This is a genomic window from Pedobacter sp. MR22-3 (assembly GCF_026240075.1).
Classification (GTDB): Bacteria; Bacteroidota; Bacteroidia; order Sphingobacteriales; family Sphingobacteriaceae; genus Pedobacter.
The window spans coordinates 707,802-732,457 of record NZ_JAPIVF010000003.1 but is presented as its reverse complement, the minus strand read 5'-3'; the positions used below and the strand labels follow the sequence as shown (position 1 = coordinate 732,457).

Annotated in this window: 16 protein-coding genes; 5 read left to right on the top strand and 11 right to left on the bottom strand. The window is 38.5% G+C overall.

Features of this window, described 5'->3' with window-relative positions:
* Positions 1 to 8 precede the first annotated feature (8 nt).
* Positions 9 to 6,068 carry an Ig-like domain-containing protein gene (locus OQ267_RS09975; protein ID WP_265835749.1) on the bottom strand — a complete coding sequence of 2,020 codons (6,060 nt, stop codon included), beginning with the start codon at positions 6,066 to 6,068 and terminating at the stop codon, positions 9 to 11.
* A gap of 951 nt (positions 6,069 to 7,019) precedes the next feature.
* Here OQ267_RS09975 and OQ267_RS09970 point away from each other — a divergent pair.
* Entirely contained in the window at positions 7,020 to 7,196 is a 177-nt protein-coding gene (locus tag OQ267_RS09970; RefSeq protein ID WP_172406585.1) for a hypothetical protein, read from the top strand.
* A gap of 17 nt (positions 7,197 to 7,213) precedes the next feature.
* On the opposite strand, the gene OQ267_RS09965 is transcribed toward OQ267_RS09970, so the two are convergent.
* From OQ267_RS09965 to proS, 5 genes are all read right to left on the bottom strand, one after another.
* Entirely contained in the window at positions 7,214 to 7,861 is a 648-nt protein-coding gene (locus tag OQ267_RS09965) for a response regulator transcription factor (RefSeq protein ID WP_088302994.1), read from the bottom strand.
* Positions 7,862 to 8,429: 568 nt separating this feature from the next.
* A complete protein-coding gene (locus tag OQ267_RS09960; protein ID WP_253249089.1) occupies positions 8,430 to 8,954 on the bottom strand; it encodes a Crp/Fnr family transcriptional regulator in 525 nt (174 codons plus the stop codon).
* A 205-nt stretch (positions 8,955 to 9,159) separates the two neighbouring features.
* A complete protein-coding gene (locus tag OQ267_RS09955; protein ID WP_265835748.1) occupies positions 9,160 to 9,978 on the bottom strand; it encodes a TIGR02757 family protein in 819 nt (272 codons plus the stop codon).
* Positions 9,979 to 10,148: 170 nt separating this feature from the next.
* Positions 10,149 to 11,288: a cystathionine gamma-synthase gene (locus tag OQ267_RS09950; protein WP_088302996.1), complete on the bottom strand. Its 1,140-nt coding sequence runs from the start codon at positions 11,286 to 11,288 to the stop codon at positions 10,149 to 10,151.
* A gap of 66 nt (positions 11,289 to 11,354) precedes the next feature.
* Positions 11,355 to 12,827 (bottom strand): proline--tRNA ligase, encoded by a 1,473-nt coding sequence (gene proS / locus OQ267_RS09945; protein WP_088302997.1) that lies wholly within the window; start codon positions 12,825 to 12,827, stop codon positions 11,355 to 11,357.
* A gap of 198 nt (positions 12,828 to 13,025) precedes the next feature.
* Here proS and OQ267_RS09940 point away from each other — a divergent pair, with 198 nt between their 5' ends.
* Positions 13,026 to 14,009: a hypothetical protein gene (locus OQ267_RS09940; RefSeq protein ID WP_088302998.1), complete on the top strand. Its 984-nt coding sequence runs from the start codon at positions 13,026 to 13,028 to the stop codon at positions 14,007 to 14,009.
* Positions 14,010 to 14,029: 20 nt separating this feature from the next.
* Complete coding sequence (locus OQ267_RS09935) at positions 14,030 to 15,553, top strand: OmpP1/FadL family transporter (RefSeq protein WP_088302999.1); 1,524 nt, start codon at positions 14,030 to 14,032, stop codon at positions 15,551 to 15,553.
* A 53-nt stretch (positions 15,554 to 15,606) separates the two neighbouring features.
* On the opposite strand, the gene OQ267_RS09930 is transcribed toward OQ267_RS09935, so the two are convergent.
* From OQ267_RS09930 to OQ267_RS09920, 3 genes are all read right to left on the bottom strand, one after another.
* Positions 15,607 to 18,018, bottom strand: a complete 2,412-nt coding sequence (locus OQ267_RS09930; RefSeq protein WP_265835747.1) for a hypothetical protein — start codon at positions 18,016 to 18,018, stop codon at positions 15,607 to 15,609.
* Between the two features lie 46 nt (positions 18,019 to 18,064).
* Positions 18,065 to 19,900 (bottom strand): UbiD family decarboxylase, encoded by a 1,836-nt coding sequence (locus OQ267_RS09925; RefSeq protein WP_265835746.1) that lies wholly within the window; start codon positions 19,898 to 19,900, stop codon positions 18,065 to 18,067.
* Between the two features lie 124 nt (positions 19,901 to 20,024).
* Complete coding sequence (locus OQ267_RS09920) at positions 20,025 to 20,504, bottom strand: Dps family protein (protein WP_088303002.1); 480 nt, start codon at positions 20,502 to 20,504, stop codon at positions 20,025 to 20,027.
* Positions 20,505 to 20,786: 282 nt separating this feature from the next.
* Here OQ267_RS09920 and OQ267_RS09915 point away from each other — a divergent pair, with 282 nt between their 5' ends.
* Both OQ267_RS09915 and OQ267_RS09910 read left to right on the top strand, forming a co-directional pair.
* Positions 20,787 to 22,322, top strand: coding sequence for a LysM peptidoglycan-binding domain-containing protein (locus tag OQ267_RS09915; RefSeq protein WP_265835745.1), 1,536 nt, complete (start codon positions 20,787 to 20,789; stop codon positions 22,320 to 22,322).
* The gene (locus OQ267_RS09910; protein WP_088303004.1) at positions 22,319 to 22,969 is read left to right on the top strand and encodes a uridine kinase family protein; all 651 of its coding nucleotides are present in this window, start codon (positions 22,319 to 22,321) and stop codon (positions 22,967 to 22,969) included. Before OQ267_RS09915 ends, OQ267_RS09910 begins: the two co-directional genes overlap by 4 nt.
* Before the next feature lie 100 nt (positions 22,970 to 23,069).
* Here the strand turns inward: OQ267_RS09910 and OQ267_RS09905 are convergent, their stop codons facing one another.
* On the bottom strand, positions 23,070 to 23,735 hold the full coding sequence (locus tag OQ267_RS09905; RefSeq protein ID WP_265818372.1) for a CoA transferase subunit B: 666 nt from the start codon (positions 23,733 to 23,735) through the stop codon (positions 23,070 to 23,072).
* A 62-nt stretch (positions 23,736 to 23,797) separates the two neighbouring features.
* Entirely contained in the window at positions 23,798 to 24,499 is a 702-nt protein-coding gene (locus OQ267_RS09900) for a CoA transferase subunit A (protein WP_088303006.1), read from the bottom strand.
* Between the last annotated feature and the right edge of the window lie 157 nt (positions 24,500 to 24,656).

Here is a 24,656-nt window from a genome sequence, read left to right as displayed (position 1 = left end):
GTCATTTTCTAATTTTTAAATGCCCTGATTAATGTAGTGTACCCCTTAAATACTTCCACTTCATTACTTCCGGTTTTTTTAACACGCAACAAGTAATAGTAAGTACCTTCATTTAAGCCCTCACCAGTCCAGTTGTTTTGATATCCTTTCGTATGGAAGACTTCATTTCCCCAACGGTTAATGATTTGCAGTTCATTTGACTGATATTGATTTAAGCCAATAATTTCAAATGCATCATTAACACCATCACCATTTGGCGTGAACAGGTTTGGAATTTTAATTTCTGTAAAACTGGCCGTAATTACTACTGATGCGATATTGGTATAGTATCCATTGGCATCTTTTAGCCTATAGGTAAAGGTATCGCTACCGGTAAAGCCTGTATTTGGCGTAAAGGTTACTGTACCATCTGCATTTATCACTATACGGCCATTTCTAGGCTGACTTACAATTTCTATGCTTGATTTTACAAAAGTCGAACTTCCGGCATCGTCATTTAACATAATATTGATGGTTACCGGTGCATTTGCCGTCACCACCGCGGCATCATCAACTGCTTTTGGAGATTTAGGAAAACTGGTAACCGTAGGGGCATCATTGTTTTCCTGTGTACCTGAAATATCACTCACATTAATATTATCAGCTGTTTTTGCATTTGCGGTTGCGGTATTGGTTACTGCACCCAGATCTTTATCTGTTTGTGTAATGGTATAAACAGCTGCATCAGTTACCGTTGCACCAGGAAGCAAACCTCCTGCAACAGCAATTGCCTTATTATTAATCCCAAGCCTGGAATCTGTTAAGGTTACACTGTTTAAAGTTACTGTTCCTGTGTTTTTGATCAGAAATGTATAAGTGATTTGATTACCGTTCAATGCAGCTGTTTTAATTAATGCAATAGAACTAATGGCAGGTATATTTATTGGGGTTACTGTTACCGGAATGGTTACGGTAGCGACTCCACCTTTACCATCACTTACTGTAACGGTGAATGAATCTGTGCCGGTATATCCTGTTGCCGGTGTATACACATAGGAGTTTCCGTTAAGGGTCACCGTTCCGTGAGCTGGTGTTACTGAAGTGTTGAATGTCATTACGTCGCCATCTGGATCAGATGCCGTAATAACTCCATTAAACGGTGTATTTTGAGTCGTGGTAATTCCAGGAGCACTCGCAACAGGAGCCCGGTTGTCTCTGATATTGACTACCGCAGGTGTTGTTATTGCGGTAATGCGCGGATTATCAGTAACGCCAACCATCGTTAAAACGACGGTCTCATTTCCTTCATTGAGGTTATCGTCCAGCACAGGCACGTTTAAGGTCACTGATGTTGCACCTGCCGGGATGACAATTGAAGAACCTAGCGAAGTATAATCTGATCCTGCAGTTGCTGTTCCTGATACAACAAAATCTATTTTGGTATCAGTTGTAGAAACCTGACTAAGTGTAAAGGTAAATTGCCCTGGAGTTGATGGTTCAGCACAATCTTTCGTTCCGGCTACGGTAACCGTTCCAGTTGTTCCGTCGATGATCATGATGGTTGCAGGTACGCGAAGGATCACCAGCGATGGATTGGTTGAGGTAGTCAACGTAGCCATTACAGTTTCGTTTCCTTCGATTAGACCATCGCTAAGCACCGGAATTTGAATCACTGCTGAAGTTACACCTGCAGGGATTGTCACTGTTTTTACCACTGGAGTATAGTCTTCTCCTTCTCTCGCAGTGCCGCTCAAAGTATAACTGATTACAGTATTGGTAGCAGATGGCTTGCTCAATGTAATGATAAACGTTCCATTGATAGTACCATTTTCATTACCATCATTTCCTGCCTTTATAGTGGCTATAAGTGGGCGGTTATCAAGAATAGTAGTCTGTATGGCCGCATTTCCAAGAGATGCCGGACCATTTAGGTTCTGAATGGTGATGGTATAATTTTCATCATCTTCATTGATACCATCATCATTAATGATCACCGGAAAAGTAATGGTACTGCCTGGCTGCCCTAATACCGTACCTGCAGGAAATGTAAGTGTTTGCGGGCTGAAATTATAATCATTGGAATTTGTTGTACCATTAATAATTGCGGTAACAACCGAAACCGGCGATGCCAGAACGGTACCCGCTGTTCCTGAAAGGGTTACCGTATAATTAACAGTTCCTGCGTTCTCATTTACCGAGGCAGGGCCTGATAATACCACTGTGGGATAAATAACCACCTTAACTAAAATAGGGTCACTCATCACACCATCAGCTGTAGTGAGCGTATAAGTATAAGTATCTGTTCCGGTATAGCCACTGTTCGGGGTATAGGTTACTTTTCCTAAAACATCAACAGTTGTTGAACCGTGGGTACCATTGGTAGCGGAAACTGTACTATTGGTCGCTGTTGCACCGTCATTCCCTTTTACGGTAGTAATAACTGGTGTATTTGTCAGGGTGGTGATCTCATCAGCAGTACCAACAGGTTTAACTTCAATGACAAAGGTTTGTACCCGACTCTGATCAACGCCACCGTTTTCAGTACCGCCATTATCATGAATGGCTACTGATACAGTCGCTCTGCCGGCAAAGTTACCCGAAGGTGTAAAGGTTAGATTTCCGTTAGAAGATACAGCTGGTTGAACACTAAATAAAGCATTGTTATCATTACTGGTAATAAAATCAACAACTTGAGCCGATTCGTTCACCGGACCGGTACTGATTCCTGACGCCCATCCGGTTACAGTTTGCAAACCTGAATTTGCATTAACTAGCTGATTGCTGCCTTTGATAAATGCAGGTGCATCGTTTACAGGAACAACTGTGACATTAACAGTTACCAATGAAGTTCCGCATACATTATCGTTCACCAAAACGGTAAAGGAATCAGGGCCATTATAATTCAATCCGGGCGCATAACTATATGTACCTGTCTCAGAAACCGTTACGGTTCCGTGTGCCGGATCTGAAGCTTTCGTATAAGTTAAATGATCGCCATCCGGGTCTGTTGTGGTTGCATTCCCAGTTAACATGACATCTTCATTGGTAGTTACCGCATAGGTATTGGCCGATGGCTTATTGGTAATATTAATTGTCGCACTGCCATTCATGGCCTGTATACAAACTGGCGTAGTAGAACTGGTGGCTGTTATGGTATAAGTACCGGCCCCGGTTTGATTACCGAACGAAATAGCAGAACCATTTCCTAAAACTGGATTTCCCGTATTGATGCCGGCCATTTGCAGTTGATAACTTACATCCGTTTGCGAGTTGGATAAACCGACCTCTACACCTGCCGTGCCTGCACAATAAATACCTCCGCCTGTTACATTGTAAATAGTTGGTAAAGGATTAACTGTGATCTGAACAACTCCGCTTACTGTTGGGATGGTGCAACTTCCAGAAGTGACCTGCCTCCTGAAATAGGTAGTTGAAGTGAGCACGCCAGGGTCGTAAGATAGCTGAGTCGCTCCGCTGATGTCGGTGAAATTTAAATTATCCAAACTAGACTGCCATTGATAATTGTAGCTGCCTGAACCATCAACAGGCACAGTACCTGTAATATTTCCCGGATCGCCACTTTCACAGAAAGCCGCGATGGCAGGTGCTGTGATGATATTATTGCTTAATGTAGATTGTATGGTAACGGTTAAGACATTTGTTGGTACAGGATCGCACCCCCCCCCTGTAGCACTGTCCATCCTTCTGAAATATGTAGTTTGATCTATAACTGGTGCATCATAAACAGCCGAATTAGCGCCTGATATATCTGTAAAGTTCGCTGTTGAACTTGTGGTAGAGGACTGCCATTGGTAACTATAGCTACCTGATCCTCCTGATGGAGCAGACTGTGTGAAAGCCACAGGATCACCTGTTGTACAAAATGTCTGATCTCCTGAAATCGTTCCAGCTGTTAATGCAGGAGTTATCGTAACTACGATCGGAATTTTATCGCTTTCACAGCTTCCATTGGTTTGGCTCACATAATAGGTTGTATTGCCTACTGCTGACGTTCCGGGAATTGGAGCATTGACACTCGAAGTTCCGTTTATACTTGTATACCACAATAAAGTATCACCCGAAGGCGGGGTAGAAACAGAAGAAACTAATGACGGCGCAGTTGTACCCTGGCAATACGTTACTGAACTTTTAATTATAACAGGATTTACCGGTGTAGAAAGCCTTGTGATACTCGTATTATTTGAGGTATTTTCAGGCGGTTCGATATCACTTGAAGCACTTGCCGTGTTATAGTTACTATAGGCAATTTTGGCTTCATCATTATAATTTCCTGAGCCTGTGAGACTGTAAGTGATAGGGAAATTATAATACCTGCCCCCTTGAACGTCTATCGGCTGATTACTGATATAGGTTACTGTAGATCCTGATTGTGAAATATCCCAGCCGGTACTTGAACCTGCAGTAAAGGTATATCCTGAAGGTATAGTTTTCGTAATGACCAAATGGTTACCAATTGCAGTATTGGAAAGATTTTCCATCGGCCTGTTGCCAACGTTACCAGCCCGCATGGTAAAAGTCGTCGTCGTATTACCAGAAGTATTCAGACAATAACGATCAGCTGTTTTATCGATGAAAGCATCTGTTCCTGTTGCCTGAACAGGAATACTGGCCACTGATGTATTATTATTTATATCCTGATCCTGAATATCCGTAGTAGTAATATTAACGGTGTTGTTAAGCACATTACCGGTTGGTATTGTATTCAGCGATCCCGAGACGACAATTTTAGCAGACGCGTTTGCGGCAATATCAAAACTACCGGCAATCCGGCCAGTTGTATTTGGGCTGGCAGGTGTAAAATTAGCACTTGTAAATCCGGTAGGAATAATGCTGTTAATGGTGAATGCCCCGTTGGAAAGCGCATTACCCTTGGCATCAGTCAGCTGATCATTGAATTGCACATTAGTCAATGCGGCATTTGTATCATTGATGACATCTAGCGTGTAGGTTACCTCGTTATTTGTGCCCGCCTGAAGAATGTCACGGTTTGCACGTTTCACAACCCTGATGTTACCAGGTGTAGTCACCAGTAAATTGCGGATCTCATGATAGTTGAAAGCGCCACCGCTTGATGCTGCAAAACCCATTTTCAGCGTTGCCGGCGGCACGTCAGGAGATAAATAATTGATCAATTCTGCAAATGGACCTTCAGCAGATTTTTCCATTCTCACAATTACCCGGTATTGCCCTGATTCCGGCTTGATTTCAATTTGTACTCTCCTAAAAAATTGTTCGTCGGTGGGCCTGGTATCTGAAAATGAATTTCCTGGTCCTGTACCTATATTATAATCAATTTCATTTCTTAGTCTGATATCACCAATATTACCATTTCTATTTCCTAAACGTACCCCGGTTAAAAATCTATTGGTTGGTAATATGCCGTCAACAGTCTGCTCAGTTCTGTTTGACGTGGTAATACCCCTTACAACAACGGTATTAGCTGTTTCGCTCGTACCAAAACCACCATTTCTACCCTCGATGGCATTTCCATAATTACCAAACGCATCCAAACCTACACTAATATAGCCGCCGGCTAAGCCATCAAGAACCGGGGGGGTTGATTGAATATTGGGAGCATAACCTAAAGACCCTCCAAAGCCACCTAACCTGAAAGGCTGACTAGCATCAAATAAGAATACAGCAATACCATCACCTCCATTATAATTATTTTCACTGTTTGCCGCATTGCGCCACATCTTGTATTCAAAGTCGATCAATACACCTAATGTTGAGGGAAAAGATTTGTCTACATAGGCATAGCCACGCTGATTAACAGTTGAATTGGTTAAACGCAACCATCCGGCACCAAGCGGATCAGCTACCCCTGAAGTTAAAATTGCCGTACCATCTGCTCCGCCAGGACCACCTATAATGATTTGCGGAGAACCAGATCCCCTAAAATTCTCTGTAATGGTAAACTGCGAAAATGCATCAACAGCGTATGCAGAGAACAGAAAAAAAATAAAAATAAATTTTATAAAACAATTTATAAACCTATTTGTTTCATACACAATAGGTGCAAAATCATTACGTAGGTAAATACGTAGATGAAATAAAACTTTAATCATACAGGAATAGAATATTAAATTGCAGCAATAAGATGTTGCAGTAGTTTTTTGGCTTTAAGGCACAGTTAATACCTATCTATCTTATAAAGAAGATGCTTTAAGTTCATTATGAAACTTACATCTCCTTATTTAAAATAAGGCTGCAAATATCCGGAAAGAATCTCAATTAAAAAATTAATGCCTGTATTTTTGCATTATTAATTATACATAAAATCAAAGACTTTGATAATTATCAAACGTTTTTTTTTGGAGATATAGGAAGTACAACTTAAAAACAGCGTGAATTAACAATATATCTGGCTGGAGCAAACAGGTTGGATATCTGATTCTGTTAGGATCAGAATTAAAGTCCTATAGGAGACGACATTTACTTGATAGGAACAGCTTAAAAAAGATATACGACTTGCTATAAGATTATAAAGATATAACCTTAAATAAATCGTTTATAAGAATAAAAGATCAGGCGAACACAAATTAATGTCATTTCAGATGATAAGATCGTATTTTTAGACACTGTTCATAACATGTAATTCTAGACCAATTACTGAATAAAACATATTCAGTTAACGTGAAAAAACATAAAATTTCTTAAAACATCTGTAGCACTTAAAATGCCTTACCTGAACAAATGGCATTAGTACCTTAAAAATAAATCCTCTTGGCACCCTGGATGTTTCCGGATTTTTACAAGAAGGGCACACTGGGCATACCCTTGATGGTGGATTATCAATTTGAGTTGACATAAAATAACTAAAAGTTTGATTGGTATAAACAAAAATATTTATTCTCAACGAAAAAACATATAGTTATGGCAACATATGCAATTAAAGTTGACAAAAGTATGCATAAAAAACTTCGGATAATAAATATTGATATTAATATTCCAACATTAATATAAAACTATTACTTCTTTTAATATGTTATCCTAATAATTATATAAATATTAATGATATGAGCACAAAAGATAATACCAGCGATAAAACACAAGGCACATCAAAAGAGAAAGCCACATTTGATCAGAATGGTAAAGGCGCATCTGAAAAATACGGACAATCAGGCGATACCCCAAATGAATCAGCAGATGAAAATGGAACAGGTACGGCTAAAAAACAAACCCATAAAAAATAGAAAGAGTTTAACTCTTTCTATTTTTCGTAAATACTCATTTTTTCAGCGAGTTCAATAATACTTTTGATTTTCAGCTTCTGGAACAATCTTAATTTATAGGTACTAACAGTTCCCATTTGTAAATTCAGCTGATTAGAAATATCTAAAACGCCTATTCCTTTGGTCAGAAGTTCTGCCACTTCTAATTCTCTACCAGACAGTTTAGTAAATGGATTATCGGCATCGTTTCCTAAAATGCTGTTGAACATGTTTTCTTTAACATTTCTGCTCGAATAACGGCTTCCTGCTAAAATCGTGGTAATAGCCGTTACAATTTCAGATTCTTCTGCATTCTTAGTCAAATAACCTGAAGCACCAGACTTTAAATAAGGAACAGCATAAATATTTTCATTCAGCGAAGAGAAAACCAAGATTTTAGCTGTAGCCTGAACAGATTTAATCTGGTCAATTACCTTTAAGTTATTCCCACCTGGAAGGTTAACATCAATAATAATTAAATTAGGCGCTTTCTGAGCTTCAACTAATGCCTCTTCCATTGTACTGGCATGGATAATTTCAACCCCTGACCAGAAATCAGATATTAAATTTTTTAACCCTCTGCGAACAATCTCATGATCATCAGCAATAAGTACAGTGAAAGTACTTCCCGTATTTTTTGGTTTCATTGTGTGTTTATAAAGTTGTAATTATTCTCAAAATTATCAATTTTACCATATTCCGTAGTCCGTTCCTTTCAAAAAAAGACTATTTTATTGATGGCTCAAATGTAAACATTATTATACAATTTTGCTTGTTTTTACATTTTTTTACGAAAAAAAATTTATTTGCATCTTCAATCCGTTTAATAACGTGCAAGCTATGAAAATCTTACTTATTTTTAGTAAAACGTTATACCAAGAATTTTCTCTGCACTAAATCGATTAATTTCGCTAAATACGTTCAAAAATTTGAATTTTAGCTGATTTTAATTAAGTATTACGAAAACATTCACCATTTTTACAATTATAGCAATGAAAACATCAAAAAATCAGGAGCCGGTACGATAAATAAAGATGGGAAGAGAGGAACTTAATTATGAAAACTGTTGTTAAGGAAACATCACATCATCACAAATTAAATAGTAATCCACAATAAGTTGTAACTATATGAATTTAACGATGAATAATAATCTGACTCAAGTTTAATCGTAATAGTCAGAACATATTTTCAACAAATGGCACTAACCTTATTTATTTAGATTTTTGCCCTGATCCGGCTTAAAGTTTCTAAACGAATGGCCAGAAAAGATGCAATGTGCTTAAGTGAAACGCGATGAATTAAATCAGGAAAAGACATCAGAAAGCGCTTATATCTTTTTTCTGCTGATGAGATTCTGCAAAGATAGGCCCGCTCTTCAGCAGAACGATAATACAACTCCATTATTTTCCTGCCTACAATATTTGCCTCAGGGAAGTGTTCAAAAAGATATTCTGTAAGTTCATGCGGAAGGGCAATCAAATCAACATCTTCCAGGGCCTGTAAATATTCTTCTGAATCAGCATTTACCCATAGATTACTGATTGTACCTACAATTTCATTTTCTTTTGAAATCCAGGTTGTAATTTCCAGATTGGCATCTTTAACAAAACCTCTGACTATTCCCTTTACGATTAGAAATAAATATTCATTTCGATCTAAAGGCGACATGATGAATTTATTTTTTTTATAGCTTACCGGAAAAGTATACTGATTGATGCGCTGTTCAATTTCTTTATTCAAAGGATGGAATTTTTTGAAAATCGATATCAATGGAGAAGAATTATTAAATCTTTTCCATTTATCTTCATCAGATAAATTAACAGCAATCATTTATAAACAACTAAGTAAAGGGCTAAAAAATGCCTAACTACGTGTACACACGAACAGTAAAACATTAATCCAAAGAAAAGAATTTTTTCTTGACATTTCTCAAATTTGACTTATTTTATAAAATTTTCTCTACTCCTAATCCGAATAACGCATAATCATATTTAACCGGATCATTAGGATCAAATTGTTTCAGATGCGCTGTCAATTCTACAGCAGTTTGCCAATCAGTTTGCTTTCTGTGAATTAGGCCTAGTAAGCGCCCTACCCGATCTACATGCACATCACAGGGACAAATCAAATCTGAAGAATGAAGTGTGTTCCAGATTCCAAAATCGACACCATGATCGTCTTTTCTGACCATCCAGCGTAAAAACATATTTAACCGCTTGCAGGTAGACTTTTGTTTTGGTGAAGATATATGCTTTTTGGTTCGGTGCGGAAAATCTTCCTGTGAGAAGAAATAGGCCCTAAAATAGTTCAAAGAATCTTCAATAGTTGACTGCCTGATGGGCTCGCCGCCGGGTACAGAAGTAGCCAATATTCCAACAGCATGATTTTGTGGAATTAAGAAGGCCTGCTCCAGGCTATCATAATTTTGATAATGTAGCTTAAAAAAAGAAATAAAATAAAGCAGATCCGTATCATTAAACGTACGATGCTTGAAACCCAGCAGTTGTTTTAAATCGCCATCTTCATGATTCACCATAAAATCATAAGGTGCATTATCCATTCTAAGCAGCAGTTCTTTACACTTATTTATAATGGTCTTGCGTTGACCCCAGGCCAAAATTGCAGCAAAAAAACCCGCTATTTCTATGTCTTGCTTTTTCTTAAAGCTATGTGGGATGCAAATCGGATCATTCACAATAAAATCAATCTGATTATATTGTTCAACCTTTTGATCAAGAAAGTTTTTGAGTTCTAAAAATTGCATTTGTACAGGATAAAGAAAAGTATCCAAACTTTCTTCATTAATTAATCAAATGATATAATTTGCAGGTTGCAGATGAAAAAGGATAAGCCAGCTTAGGATAGATTCGTGTGAATCAGAAATCGGATATATAAAAAGATCGGGCAAATGATCACATCTGCCCGAAAAATAAGCTATGCGAGGGCGTTCTCAAGATCTTCTAAAAGATCCTCAATATCTTCCACCCCAACGCTTAAACGAAGTAAATTATCAGTAACCCCTACTTTTTCACGTTCTTCCTTAGGGATTGAACCGTGCGTCATGGTAGCGGGGTGATTAATTAAAGACTCTACGCCTCCCAAAGATTCAGCAAGTGTAAATACCTTAAAATTAGAGGAGATCCTGAATGTTTCCTGTAGGTCTGCTCCTTTAAGCGTAATAGAAATCATTCCACCAAAACCACGCATTTGTTTTTTTGCCACATCATGATTAGGATGATCTTCAAAGCCCGGCCAGTAAATTTTATCTACTTTTGGATGGTTTTTCAGGAAATGAGCAATACGTTCACCATTTTCACAATGTGCTTTCATCCGCAAATGCAAAGTTTTGATGCCACGCAAAACCAGAAAGGAATCCTGAGGTCCTGGTGTTGCGCCGCAGGCATTGTAGATAAACCAAAGGTCTTTGTAAAGCTGCTCATCACTGGTTACCAAAGCACCCATAACCACATCAGAGTGGCCTCCAATATATTTGGTAACGGAATGCATCACAATATCGGCACCTAAATCAATCGGGTTTTGTAAATATGGCGAAGCGAAGGTATTATCAACAGTCAGGATCAGATTTTTCTCTTTTGTAATTTTTGCTACCCCTTCAATATCAATAATCTGCATGGTTGGATTTGTAGGTGTTTCAATCCATACCAATTTCGTTTTATCGTTGATATAAGGTAGCATATGCTCTGGTTTGGAAAGATCCAGAAAATGAAACTTAATCCCATATTTGGTAAAAATTTTGGTGAAGATCCGGTATGAACCACCATATAAATCATTTCCGGTAATTACTTCATCACCTGGTTGAAGCAATTTCAAAACGGCATCTGTAGCACCCATTCCACTCGAAAAAGCAAGGCCATACTTCGCATTTTCTAAAGCTGCAAGGCAATCTTCCAAGGCCTTTCGTGTTGGATTGGTACCTCTAGAATATTCATAACCTTTATTGTCTCCAGGCGATTTCTGCCAGTAGGTTGAAGTTTGATATATAGGCGTCATCACAGCGCCGGTTGTTGGATCAGGTTCCTGACCTGCATGTATTGCTTTTGTTCCGAATTTCATTTTTTCTAAGATTTGAGACAGGGAATCCAGAATTGAGTTTTATAATTCATCCCCTGTCATTACCAATTAATATGCTCTTGCAAACAACACTCTTTGGGTAGACGGTTTGCCTGAATAAATACAAATGCCATCTTCCAATTTGTTATCCAATGGAATACAACGGATCGTTGCTTTGGTTTCTTCTTTAATTTTTTGCTCTGTTTCAGGTGTGCCATCCCAGTGGGCAGAAATAAAACCTGCTTTTGTATCCAATAAATCTTTTAATTCCTGGTAAGAATTGGCTTCCGTAATATGTGCATCTCTATATTCCAATGCTTTATTGAACATACAAGTTTGGATGTCTTCCAGTAATTTGATGATATAAATATCAAGACCTTCCTGTGGCACCGTTTGTTTCAGCTTGGTATCCCTTCTGGCAATTTCAACTGTTTTATTTTCCAGATCTCTGCCACCAATAGCAATGCGAATCGGCACCCCTTTTAATTCATAATCAGCAAATTTAAAGCCCGGACGCTGGGTATCTCGATCATCATACTTTACTGAAACACCCATGCCTTTCAATCGCATGGTCAGTTCGTTCACATAGGCTGTAATTTTAGCAAGATCTTCTTCACCCTTGTAAATCGGAATGATCACAACCTGAACCGGGGCCAGTTTTGGCGGGATAATTAATCCTGAATCATCACTATGTGCCATAATCAGTGCGCCCATCAAACGAGTGGAAACACCCCATGAAGTTGCCCACACATGATCCAGCTTACCATCTTTACCTGTAAATTTCACATCAAATGCCTTTGCAAAATTCTGACCCAAAAAGTGAGAAGTTCCGGCCTGTAGTGCTTTACCATCCTGCATTAAGGCTTCTATACAGTAAGTATCCAAAGCACCCGCAAATCTTTCATTGGGCGATTTCCGACCTCTAATAACAGGTACAGCCAGCCAGTTTTCAGCAAAATCTGCATAAATATGCAACATGCGTTCTGTTTCCTCAATGGCCTCCTCCGCTGTAGCATGAGCAGTATGCCCTTCCTGCCATAAAAACTCAGCAGTACGCAAAAATAAACGGGTTCTCATCTCCCACCGCACCACATTGGCCCACTGGTTAATCAGAATAGGGAGATCACGATAAGACTGTATCCATCCTTTATAGGTATTCCAGATAATGGTTTCAGAAGTTGGGCGAACAATCAGTTCTTCTTCTAATTTTGCGGTCTCATCGACTACAATATTACCATTTCCATCATTCTTTAAACGGTAGTGTGTCACAACTGCACATTCAGTGGCAAATCCCTCTACATGAGAGGCTTCCTTTGAAAAAAATGACTTAGGTATGAATAAAGGAAAATAAGCATTACTGTGACCGGTATCTTTAAACATTTTATCTAATACGGCCTGCATTTTTTCCCATATGGCATAACCATTAGGCTTTATAACCATGCAACCCCTAACTGCTGAGTGCTCAGCGAGGTCGGCCTTTAATACGATATCATTGTACCACTGTGAATAATCTGCTGAACGGCTTGTAATTTCTTTGCTCATGTTATGTATTTGGAACGTAATTTGTGTGTTAAATAATGTGAAATTAGATCACAAATTTATAAATTTATGCCTACAAAACGATTATGTAGCGCTGGCATTTATAATAAGACATTAATCTGATTTAATAAATGGCGCAATTAAATGGCCGTAGCGTCAATTTTATTTAAATTTGTACACACACAACTAAATATAAGCACAATGAAACCAATCAATTTTTTACCCATTGTTATGATTGCCGCCGCAGGGCTGGTGGCGTCGTGCACTACATCCAAACTGGCTACAACCAGCCAGAATGATGATGTTTATAATTCTGTGGCAAAGGCAAGAGAGGTGGAAATTATTCCGCAGCAGCAGTACGCCCAGAACCAAAATGATAATCAGAACCAGGATGGTTATGACGAATATTATGGTACCAGTAACCCGTATTATGATATGGATTACTCTTCCAGAATCAATCGCTTTTCTAATGGTACCAGCTGGAGAGGATATTATGACCCGTATTATGATAATTTTTCATATGGTAATTCTTATGGCGCCACCAATTATTTAGGTTATGGTGGTTTAGGCTGGAGTAGTGGTTATGGATTAGGTGGCTGGGGCGGTGGCTTTGGTATAGGACTTGGTTATGGCAGCATCTGGAATAATCCTTTTTACTATGGCAACATGGGTTTTGGCTGGAACAATTTTGGCTGGAATAACTGGGGACCATATTCTTATTATGATCGCTTCGGTTGGGGCGGTGGCTGGTACGGCGGAGGCTGGGGCTATGGCGGTGGTTTCTACGGTGGCGGTATTTACACCGGCAACAACAGTTACAGGGCCAGACCAGGAAATACCATGAACAGCAGAGGTTATGGAAATAGCAATGGTGGCAGCAATATGGGCAGACCCAACAGATCGGGCGTAGCTCCTCAAAATGGTGCTTACAGACAAGGTTATGCACCTAATAACAATGCCGGAAGGCCAACCAGGAGTCAGGCTAACGGACAACAAGGTGGTTATTCAAGACCGGATGCCAATTACAGCAGGCCAGGCAGAAATGAAAATTATGCTCCTCAACCTCAAAGAACAGAAAGCAGGCCAACTTATTCTCCCCCTCCAACAAGCCGTGGCAGTAGCGGCGGCGGTTCTTATGGCGGCGGTGGCGGTGGCTCAAGACCATCAAGAGGAGGCAGAGGTTAATATTAGCAACACACAAATCAATGAAAAGATACATCCTAGTAACGATATTGGCTACAGTAGCCACTATAGGAACATCGTATGCCCAAAGTTATGCACCAGATGCATTTCGTTTTTCGCAAACAAATTATGGTAGCAGTGCCCGCTTTAAAGGTATGGGTGGTGCTCAAATTGGCGTAGGTGGCGACATTGGCTCCATCAGTGCTAATCCTGCCGGATTAGGCCTTTTTACAAAATCAGAATTTAGCATTACGCCGGAATTTAATTCCGTAGATAATAGCAGTTCATTTTTAGGGAATAACATTAAATCAAACAAAAGTCAGATTAACCTGAATAATTTAGGCGTTGTATTTTATAGTCCGGCGGCAAAGGCAAAAGGTTCAGATGTAAATAAAGGTTTAGTGAGCACTGTTTTTGGGGTAAGTTATTCACGTAATAATGATTTCTTAAATAATATTGATTACAACGGCATCAACAATAATAACTCTATCAGAAATGCTTATGTTGATCAGGCGAATGATTTTGGTACTGACGGAACGATTGCCGGTGATGCCTACAGAAGTAGCTTAATTAACTTTGGTGCACCAGGCTTTACAAATAGCTATTCTGCAGCTCCTTTCGGCAACAATAACTTCAGTCAAAACTGGATTGAAAACAGATCCGGTTCCACATCTGAATTTAATGTAGCCGGTGCTTTAAATTTTTCTAATAAATTATACTTAGGTGCCACAGCTAGTTTTGTAAATGTCAGATACATCAGCGATGCTGTTTTTACAGAATCCGGTATATCAAACTGGTATAATGAAACCCAAAAAAGCTTTTCTGGAAATGAAAATTATAATCTGACTCAAATCAGAAACCAGGAAACAAAAGGCGGCGGATTTAACCTTAAATTAGGAATGATTTACAGGCCGATTAATGAATTGAGAATTGGTTTAAATTTCCAGACCCCTACCTGGATGAACATTCAGGATAATACGGCTGAAACGCTACAGGCCAATTTAAGTGGTAACAGTAATAACGGACCGGATAGCTTTAATAACGCTCCTCAATATTATACTTTTACCTACAACCTTCGTACGCCTTTGAAAGCTTCAGCTGGTTTAAGTTATGTTATCGGTGGCATGGCCCTGATTTCTGCAGACGTGGATTATGTTGACTACTCATCGATTCGCTTTTCAGCAGATAACGGTTCCGATTTAAGAACCATAAATGTGAATAATCAGGATGTTAAAAACTTTTACAAAGAAGCTGTGAATTACAGAGTGGGTGCCGAGGTTAAAGTGAGTCCGGAAATTAGTTTAAGAGCGGGTTATGGTTTAAATGGTAATGGTATTAAAGGTGGTGATAAATCATTTTATCAGGCTCAATACTATACCGGTGGTATTGGTTACCGCATTGATAATTATTATTTTGATGTTGCTTATCAAAACTATAAAACAAATTTTAACTCATCTCCATATGAGCTTTATAACTTCACAGAGCCAGTTGCAGATGTAAAAAGCAACCGAAATAATGTTTTTTTAACATTTGGAGTGAGATTCTAGTCTAAATAATTTTCAACAAAACGGGCCTTTGACATAAACACCAAAGGCCCGTTTTATTTTTCAGCGACATTAATCTCTTTTTCCCCATAGGCGACTCCTTCCGAAGTGATGCCTTGCACAATGATTTTAAATTTCCCCGTAAGATCTCCTGTATTAAAAACAAGCCTAGTATTTCCCGACTCGTGAAGCACTACCTGATAATTCCAATAAATGGTTGCGAAACTAATTGGTTCGCTCTTATTGGAAACATCAGAAGTGTAAAATTCTTTAGCCAAATGAATACCTTTCAGCATTCGTAAATTTGGTTTATCTTCATGATCGGTGCAACCAGCATAAACTATTGTGCCTCCGCCAGATCGTGCGTAACTTTTCCCCTTAAGTGGCTTTCTATTGTCTTGGTATCCGGCATGATTTGCGCAGTTTAAAATATTATACCTACACACATAATCACCACATCGATTCGGTCCATGCTCAGCGAAATTTAGAAAATTGTCTTTTTTAGATTTAATCACTACATCTTTTAACGTAATGCCATTGGTGATATTTATAGATTGATTTAAATCATTCAATTTTGTTGTTTGATTTACCAAAAGACTGATTTTCTGATTTATTACTTCATTCCTAATCTCCTTTAAAGGATCATTTAAAAGAACTTCGTAATTGGCATATCTCTTATCGCCAATGTTTAGCCAAACTCTACCAAGATCTTCTGAAAGTAAATTAGCAGCAGTCAGATTAAATTTCCCTAAACTATCCGTATTAATCACATTGATATTTGAGCCAGCAAAAGTGTTTAATATCAGCGGTGTCTTCAGCTGCTTCCTGTTTTTTAATACTTCACCACTATATTCCAATGAAACGAGCTTCGGCCTAACATTCGGCAGGCTTTCTGTCGGCCATTGGTATCTCCTCCACCCTTTCACCATTAACACCTCATTCAAATAATTGATATCATTATATTTAATATTAAATTGATGAGTTGGCAAATCAGCAAGGAGTTGCTGAAAGAAATAAAAGTCTGTTATGTTTTGATTGTTATGGATCGACAATCGATTGGCCTGGACGCAACTTACAGAAACCATAGCTGGCAGGAGTTTATTCTGCCTTCCAATAGCATTCAGATCCAGCTCAACCGAATCTCTCGTGGTATAGTTTTCCTTATCTGTTATTACAGAAATTCGATTGATCTTATTATAATGCGCAAAAAAGATCCGTTCTGCAATGGGTTTATATTCATTATTTAATACCGTAAGTGCATACAAACCAATAGGAATAGAATCTAATTTGAACCGCATGTTTTGAGGACGATTTGCCTGCAGATCAAAACTTGATTGCAATAAAATATTTGAAAAATCATGAACCACAACATGAACCTGCTGCTGATCATTACTTTCTATCTGTGCTTTCAATTCGTGATTTGAAATTGCAGAGCCTAGTCTAAGCGCTACACCATGATTTAAAATAGTGGGCAGGTCATATTGATTAAAGCCAGCTCCTATTATCTGAGCATAATAACGTTTAAGGCGATTTGGCTGAAAAACGAAACTTCCAATACCTTGTAAATTAGTATAAATGGTATCCAGAACTTTTTCATTTTCATATAAAACCGCCATACCCTGAACTACATTTCCATTCTCAGTTTTGAGCTCAAAGCCAACCTTGTTTGTCAGGCCATCTATTAAATATCCACTTTCCGGATAAAAACTGAACTGATACATTTTTTCATCTTGCACTGGCAAGTTAAAATTCACATACTTTAGGTGATTATTCTTTTTAATCGAGATTTTAAGCAAATTGTTTTTCTTTGTAATTTTTTCAGCGGGATAATTTATCATCAGCTCACCAATCACACTGCTCTTTGCTTTGCCAGTTTTGATGGTTTCGTCAGCATTGCCGATCTGATAATTGATCTCGGCGTTTTCTACAAAGCGATTATTCCCGGATAAAACTTGCAATAACACTGTTCCGTTTTTCGTTTGCTCATCAAAATTTTTAAAAATTGAAACGTTGGCAGTTAAGGGATTAATTGTGGTCGATTTTACAGTAATCGGTTGTGTAAATTCTCCATCGAAATGATCATTAATCTTCATATTTGTATGGGCAACAAACCGATATCTGCCACTTGGTAATGAATCAGGCAGCGCTAAACTTCCGAAAGCAATCCCCTCTTTAATCAGGAACTTTTCCTGTAAAACGATGGAAGTGTCTGCGTTATTCACCAATGATAGATAAAGGGTGTGATATCGCTCAGATTCCGCTACCGTATTAAGCAAATAGCCTGTAAACCAAACCTGATCATTATTGGTATAGATATTTTTATCAAAATGAAGAAACAGACTGGAATGATCTGAGTTTAAACCATATTGTTTCAAATTGATAGCTACACTGTCCAGCCTAAAATTTTGTGCCTGCGCAAAACCATTTAAAAAAAGTAAGCAACAGATATAAATGATTTTTAAAGGCATAATGAGCGATATGCCTAAAATTCGAGATTTTATTTCAATTATTCAACTAAATCAGACCATAAAGTGCCTGGCCTTCTTTTCCCAATTCATCTATTTTTTGCTCAACACTAATGTCTTTGATCAGTTCTGGTGCGTGATGTGGTTTTTTCCTCGCATCAATAATTAGTGATCCCTTACATCCCCAGTGCTTGTTAATGGTAAAATCATTTACGCCATAAATATCTGCCGCAGGATTACTTCTGGTGAAAGCTACCCAAACTAAATTATCGATATTCATAGCCGTAAATTCGGCATCATCCGCGATAATGATCAGCGGCAAACCTGTTAAGTTTTGATCGGTTAAAGAGATATTTAAGGCAGCGATTTCTGCGGCTGTTTTTTCTGCACTGATATATTTATCGCATTCCAGCACCATTACCCCGGGTATAGCCACTTCTGCTTTATAGCAGCCATCACCTAACTTTAACTGCTCAGGGATTTTACGCCAAAGCTCACGTTTTTTTTCACCGGCGGCGGCAATAACGACTTTAGAACCACTGTTTAATCCATCGCCGCTATAATCCAAAGTATCAATAGTGGTATTGGTATAAAAATGTATATCACGTGTAAAATCAATTCTTTCTAAAATATGGATTAAAAAATCTTCGATGTGATGGGTACTTAATTTTTCATCATCTTCTCTTGCAGCAATAAAAACATATTTTGCCAAACTCAACTGATTTTTACCCAGAATATGATTGGCAATGGTTAAAATCTCCTGGGGTCTTCTCTCTTTTAAATATGGCGTATATCGCTCACTGCCAATGGCGAAAAGCAAAGGATGAACTCCGGCCGCATCAACAGCATGTACTTCTTTTAGACCATGAATTTCCTGCGGAATAGCTGAACCGGTGATTTCATGGATCAGGGCACCAAAACTGGTATCTTCCTGTGGTGGACGCCCCACAACGGTAAACGACCAGATCGCATCTTTTTTATGATACACATTATGCACCTTCATTAAAGGGAACGGATGGGTTAAACTGTAATAGCCTAAATGATCTCCAAAAGGGCCTTCGGGTTTATTTTCATTGGGATATACCATTCCGGTAATGATAAAATCAGCATCTGCAGAAATACAGAAACCTTCGTCATCGTAAAAGTAACGGAATCTGCGATCGCCCAAAGCTCCGGCAAAAGTCATTTCTGATAACCCTTCTGGCAATGGCATTACGGCTGCCAAAGGATGGGAAGGCGGACCGCCAACAAAGATACTTACCTTTAAAGGCTGGCCGAGTTTATTGGCTTTTGATTGATGAACACCAATCCCCCTGTGAATCTGATAATGTAACCCAATTTCTTTGTCCTGAAGGTATTCATTACCTGACAACTGGATCCTGTACATACCTAAATTGGCATTCAGGATGCCCGGCTTCTCTACATCTTCGGTATAAACCTGTGGCATCGTTACAAACGGGCCGCCATCCATTGGCCAGTTTACAATTTGTGGCAAGGCACCAATTGTGGTTTTTAAAAATTTGTGCTTAGCAGAAGGCGTTTTCATCGGCAATGCTGATAAAGCTGACATTGCGGAGCCTGCATATTTGAAAGGATTTTTCAAAGCTTTCATTGGATCATTCCGCAAGAAAACCAATTGCTGTACTTTTGGTAAAGTATCCCTGAAAATAAATTTCGACCGTTCTAAGGTTCCGAATAAATTGGATACGGCCGGAAAGGAACTCCCCTTAACTTTCTCAAACAAGATCGCCGGCCCTTGATTTTCATAAATCCTTAAATGGATGGCGGCCATTTCTAAATATGGATCTACTTCTTCTTTTATCCTGATCAGATGACCGTTTTTTTCAAGGTCAGATACACATTCTGCTAAACTTTTGTATGCCATATTCAAAGATAGATATTTAGTGTTTTGATAAACGAAAAAGTATTGTTTTGATAAACGAAAAAGCCTCAGATAAACAGATCTTAATAAATCTATTTAACTGAGGCAATGATCTGGTTGCTATCCGTTATTTTTTACCGGCGAATGAACGCAACATCCAGGTATTTTTTTCTTTAAACTGCATAAAACGGTTAACCATGTCGTTTGTTCCGTCATCTCCAGCCTCATCTGTAGCTTCTAAAAGTTCTCTTTCCAGTTCAATTAGTTTAGCCATATCATCTAAAATCGCATCAACCATATCAAGATCTTTCATGCCTATGGTATCAATTTCTTTAATATCAGATTCCTGAATGTAATCGGCGAAACGACTATGTGGTGGTTTTCCAAGCGTTAAAACCCTTTCGGCAATTTCATCAATGGTTAATTGTGCATTGGTATATAATTCTTCAAACTTTACGTGAAGCGTAAAAAAGTTCTGTCCTTTAATATTCCAGTGGCATCCTCTTAACTTCTGATAATGTATATGATAATTAGCCAGATAATCATTTAAAAGATCAACGACCGGTTTAACCTCTTTTTCGTTTAAACTTATTTCTTTAGCGTCCATATGAATTGTTTTTAATGTATTTAATGAGTTCGTAACAATTAAAAGAAACAAAAGTTTTAACCTTAATATCTCCCGGATACAATACCTTATTTATATGTTCGTTTATAATTCGATAAGACAGTAATTAACCTTCTTTACAAGTAATTGTGAATGAATTATATACTTCCAAAATCAGGTACAGGTTAAGGTATTTTTACAAAATACTGGTCTTGCTATCTGGATATGGTTTATAATATTATTCGTATAATTGCTTTCATTGACTTAGAAATTTATATAAAATAAATGCACAAAATATATTTATCTGCTGTTGTTTTGTTTGCCTTGAATGTGGCAAATGCGAAAGCTAACATAGCAAGAGACTCTATCGGCGTCGAAAATAACAATGGCAAAAAACTGATCGTTCATCAAATTGTAGCCAAAGACACGTATTATTCTGTTGGGCGGAGATACAATGTATCACCAAAAGATATTATAGCATTCAATCAGAATAAATACTTACAGGTTGGCGTAATCATTAAAGTGCCAACCAATATTCCATGGGGATCTGACAACAGTGCTCCTGCTGTTACGGCTTCAACTGAAGGCGGTGTTATTGAGTATATAGTTAAGGCAAAAGACAATTTAAACGCGATTGCTGAAAAGTACGGTACAACGGTTAATGAAATCAAGAAATTAAATAACCTTAAGGGAAATAATTTAAGCATCGGTCAGCTGCTTAAAATTCCGGCTAAAAATAGTACAGTTTTAAATACTCAGGACACTCCGGCGCAAACGGCAAAGGCCCAGCCAATACCTGCCGTACAACCAACACCTCCTGCTTCAACTGAACAAACCATGATTGAACATGTTGTGGCACCTAAGGAATTTCTGGGCAAAATTGCTGAGAAATATGGTACAACAGTTGAAGAAGTCAAAAAGGCCAATAACCTTTCAGGAAACAATCTCCGGATTGGACAGAAGTTAAAAATCCCTGCTACCAAAAATGTTGATGAGAATAAGATAGTCAGTGTTTCTGAACAACCTACTCCTGCAACAGATGCAACAAAACCTGTTGATGCGACCGGTACACATACTGTATTAAGAAACGAAACCATTTTCACTGTTGCCAAACAATATGGCATTACGGCTTATCAGTTGAGAAAATTAAATAACCTGCCTGATAATGCCATTACCATTGGCCAGGTGTTAAAAGTACCAGCTGGTATTGTTACCGATGTTCAGGTACCTAAAGATAAGCAGGCAGAACAAACTGTTGCAAAGCCAGCAACTGACACTTCAAAAGAGGAGAGTATCATTCATACAGTAGCAGATGGCGAAACTATTTTCACCATTGCCAAAAAATATAATGTTACGGCTTATCAGATCAGAACAGCCAACAAAATGGATGAAAACACCATTAAAAAGGATCAGAAATTGATTATTCCAAGACCTCCGCAGGCAAGATCTGTTAATGATTTATCAAGAGAAGAGCAGCAAAATGAGCCAGACAGCACGATGGTGAAAGACCCGAAACTTCGCCGCGATCCAAGTGTTTATGGCCTAAGCCAGATTGAAGAAAAAGGTACAGCCATATGGATTGCTGATGCAGATTTAGATAGTTCCAAAATGTTAGTGCTGCACCGCACTGCGCCTGTTGGCCGCGTGATTAAACTCACCAACCCAATGACAAACCGCACCACCTTTGCAAAAGTTGTTGGTAAATTTACGGAGAACGAATCCACAAAAGATGTTATTATTGTCATGACTAAAGCTGTAGCTGATTCATTGGGTGCTTTAGACAAGCGTTTTTTATGCAATTTAACCTATAGTGCGCAATGAGTTTAAACAAAAAGCCATTTGTAATTGGTATTGCCGGCGGTAGCGGATCTGGCAAAACTTTTTTTCTGAACTGTTTTCTGCATCATTTTAAACAAGATGAAGTCACACTGGTATCCCAGGATGATTATTACATTCCTGCCGGAGACATGACCCAGGAAGAAAATAAGCTCTATAATTTTGATCTTCCTTCTACAATAGATAGTCAGCAATTTCTAAAAGATATTAAGCAATTGCTGAATGGTGAGGTAGTTTATAAAAAAGAATATAACTTTAATAATCCGCTGGCTGTGGTTAAAATCCTGGAAATCAAATCGGCACCGATTATTATAGTTGAAGGTCTTTTTATCCTTCACTTTAAAGAAATTTCAGGGCTTCTGGATCATACCATTTTTGTAGATGCTGATGAGCAGGTGGCTCTAGACAGGCGTGTTAAACGCGATGGCCTGGAACGCGGTTATCCAGAAGATGATGTGATTTATAAGTGGCACAACCATGTGGTACCTGCCTATAAGGAATACTTGTTGCCCTATAGGGAAGGTTGTAATAAAGTGGTGATGAACAATACCAATGAACCAGATGAATTGATCACCATTACGGAAGAGATTTCAAATGAACTCCGAAACAATATTCTGGTGAATATATACTAAATAAGAAAAGGATGTTTTTACCATCCTTTTCTTATTTACAATGTAAGTCTTAATATTAGATACTACATGGCGATATCACTACTATCTTTTTTGGTTTAGTTTACACTTCCAGATTCATTTCCGGAATTTCTCCTTCTACGATTAATTTACCCGAAGTAGATTGGCGTATAAATTCGACACTTACCCCAGGTGCCCGTTCAACAAGTTGAAAACCGCCTTCAGGTAAAACATTTAAAACGGCCAGTTCGGTTACAATCTTTTTAATGCATTTTACACCGGTTAAGGGCAAGGTACATGCTGATAATAATTTACTTTCTCCAGCCTTATTAACATGCTGCATCGCTACAATGATATTTTTTGCGGAGGCTACTAAATCCATTGCACCACCCATTCCCTTCACCATTTTGCCCGGAATTTTCCAGTTGGCGATATCGCCGTTTTCTGAAACTTCCATCGCACCCAGAATGGTAAGGTCTACCTTCTGAGCCCTGATCATGCCAAAACTCATGGCCGAATCAAAAATAGATGAGCCAGGTAAAGTGGTGATGGTTTGCTTTCCGGCGTTGATTAAATCAGCATCCTCTTCCCCCTCAAATGGAAATGGTCCCATGCCGAGCAAGCCATTTTCAGATTGTAAAACAACGTTAATGTTCTCAGGAATATAATTAGCAACCAAAGTAGGAATCCCTATTCCAAGGTTTACATAATAACCGTCTTTTATTTCTTTTGCGATGCGTTTCGCGATATCTTCTTTTGATAGTGACATATATAGTTTTGAATGAACGGAATAATTAAATAATTATTGACTAAAGACTTTCGACTAAGGCATCAGGACTTAACCCTAACCGTTCGCTGTTCTATTCTTTTTTCATAATCTTTTCCCTGAAAGATACGGTGCACATAGATACCTGGGGTATGGATATGATCGGGATCTAATTCTCCAACTGGCACCAGTTCTTCTACCTCTGCTATGGTTACTTTACCAGCCATGGCCATTACCGGATTAAAATTTCTACTCGTCGATCTAAAAATTAAATTTCCTGCTGAATCTCCTTTCCAGGCTTTTACGATAGCAAAGTCAGCATCAAATGCATATTCCAGCAGGTAATCTTTTCCATCAAAATTCCTGATTTCTTTCCCTTCAGCCACTTCAGTACCTACACCTGCAGGAGTAAAAATGGCAGGCATTCCATATCCGGCGGCTAAACAACGTGTAGCCAGTGTACCTTGAGGTATCAGGTCTACCTCTAATTCACCACTTAACAATTGTCGTTCAAATTCAGCATTTTCACCCACATATGAAGAGATCATTTTCTTTACCTGACGCTGTTTCAGCATTAAACCGATGCCAAAATCGTCAACACCGGCATTGTTGGAAATACAAGTCAGGTTGGTTACAGCTTTCTTCACCAGGGCATTAATGCAATTTTCAGGAATACCACAAAGGCCGAAACCACCAAGCATTAGGGTAGCACCATCTGAAATATCTTTGATCGCTTCTTCAGCGCCTGATACCACTTTGTTTATCATATTATGAATTTTTGGTTAGTGTGCTAAATTAGTAAATGCCCTGATCAATTTCATACATCTACCTGTTTAAATCTTTTTCGACTATCATTTAATTGGAATTGATCTAAACAACACTTACCTTTGTTCTGCAATGATTTACGAGAGAGACGAAGACAAA

Coding starts and splice junctions, on each gene's coding strand:
- OQ267_RS09910 (WP_088303004.1), top strand. CDS start 22,319: ATGAGTTTAAACAAAAAGCCATTTGTAATTGGTATTGCCGGCGGTAGC.
- OQ267_RS09915 (WP_265835745.1), top strand. CDS start 20,787: ATGCACAAAATATATTTATCTGCTGTTGTTTTGTTTGCCTTGAATGTG.
- OQ267_RS09970 (WP_172406585.1), top strand. CDS start 7,020: ATGAGCACAAAAGATAATACCAGCGATAAAACACAAGGCACATCAAAA.
- OQ267_RS09905 (WP_265818372.1), bottom strand. CDS start 23,735: ATGTCACTATCAAAAGAAGATATCGCGAAACGCATCGCAAAAGAAATA.
- OQ267_RS09950 (WP_088302996.1), bottom strand. CDS start 11,288: ATGAAATTCGGAACAAAAGCAATACATGCAGGTCAGGAACCTGATCCA.
- OQ267_RS09930 (WP_265835747.1), bottom strand. CDS start 18,018: ATGCCTTTAAAAATCATTTATATCTGTTGCTTACTTTTTTTAAATGGT.
- OQ267_RS09940 (WP_088302998.1), top strand. CDS start 13,026: ATGAAACCAATCAATTTTTTACCCATTGTTATGATTGCCGCCGCAGGG.
- proS (WP_088302997.1), bottom strand. CDS start 12,827: ATGAGCAAAGAAATTACAAGCCGTTCAGCAGATTATTCACAGTGGTAC.
- OQ267_RS09965 (WP_088302994.1), bottom strand. CDS start 7,861: ATGAAACCAAAAAATACGGGAAGTACTTTCACTGTACTTATTGCTGAT.
- OQ267_RS09955 (WP_265835748.1), bottom strand. CDS start 9,978: ATGCAATTTTTAGAACTCAAAAACTTTCTTGATCAAAAGGTTGAACAA.
- OQ267_RS09920 (WP_088303002.1), bottom strand. CDS start 20,504: ATGGACGCTAAAGAAATAAGTTTAAACGAAAAAGAGGTTAAACCGGTC.
- OQ267_RS09935 (WP_088302999.1), top strand. CDS start 14,030: ATGAAAAGATACATCCTAGTAACGATATTGGCTACAGTAGCCACTATA.
- OQ267_RS09900 (WP_088303006.1), bottom strand. CDS start 24,499: ATGATAAACAAAGTGGTATCAGGCGCTGAAGAAGCGATCAAAGATATT.
- OQ267_RS09925 (WP_265835746.1), bottom strand. CDS start 19,900: ATGGCATACAAAAGTTTAGCAGAATGTGTATCTGACCTTGAAAAAAAC.
- OQ267_RS09975 (WP_265835749.1), bottom strand. CDS start 6,068: ATGATTAAAGTTTTATTTCATCTACGTATTTACCTACGTAATGATTTT.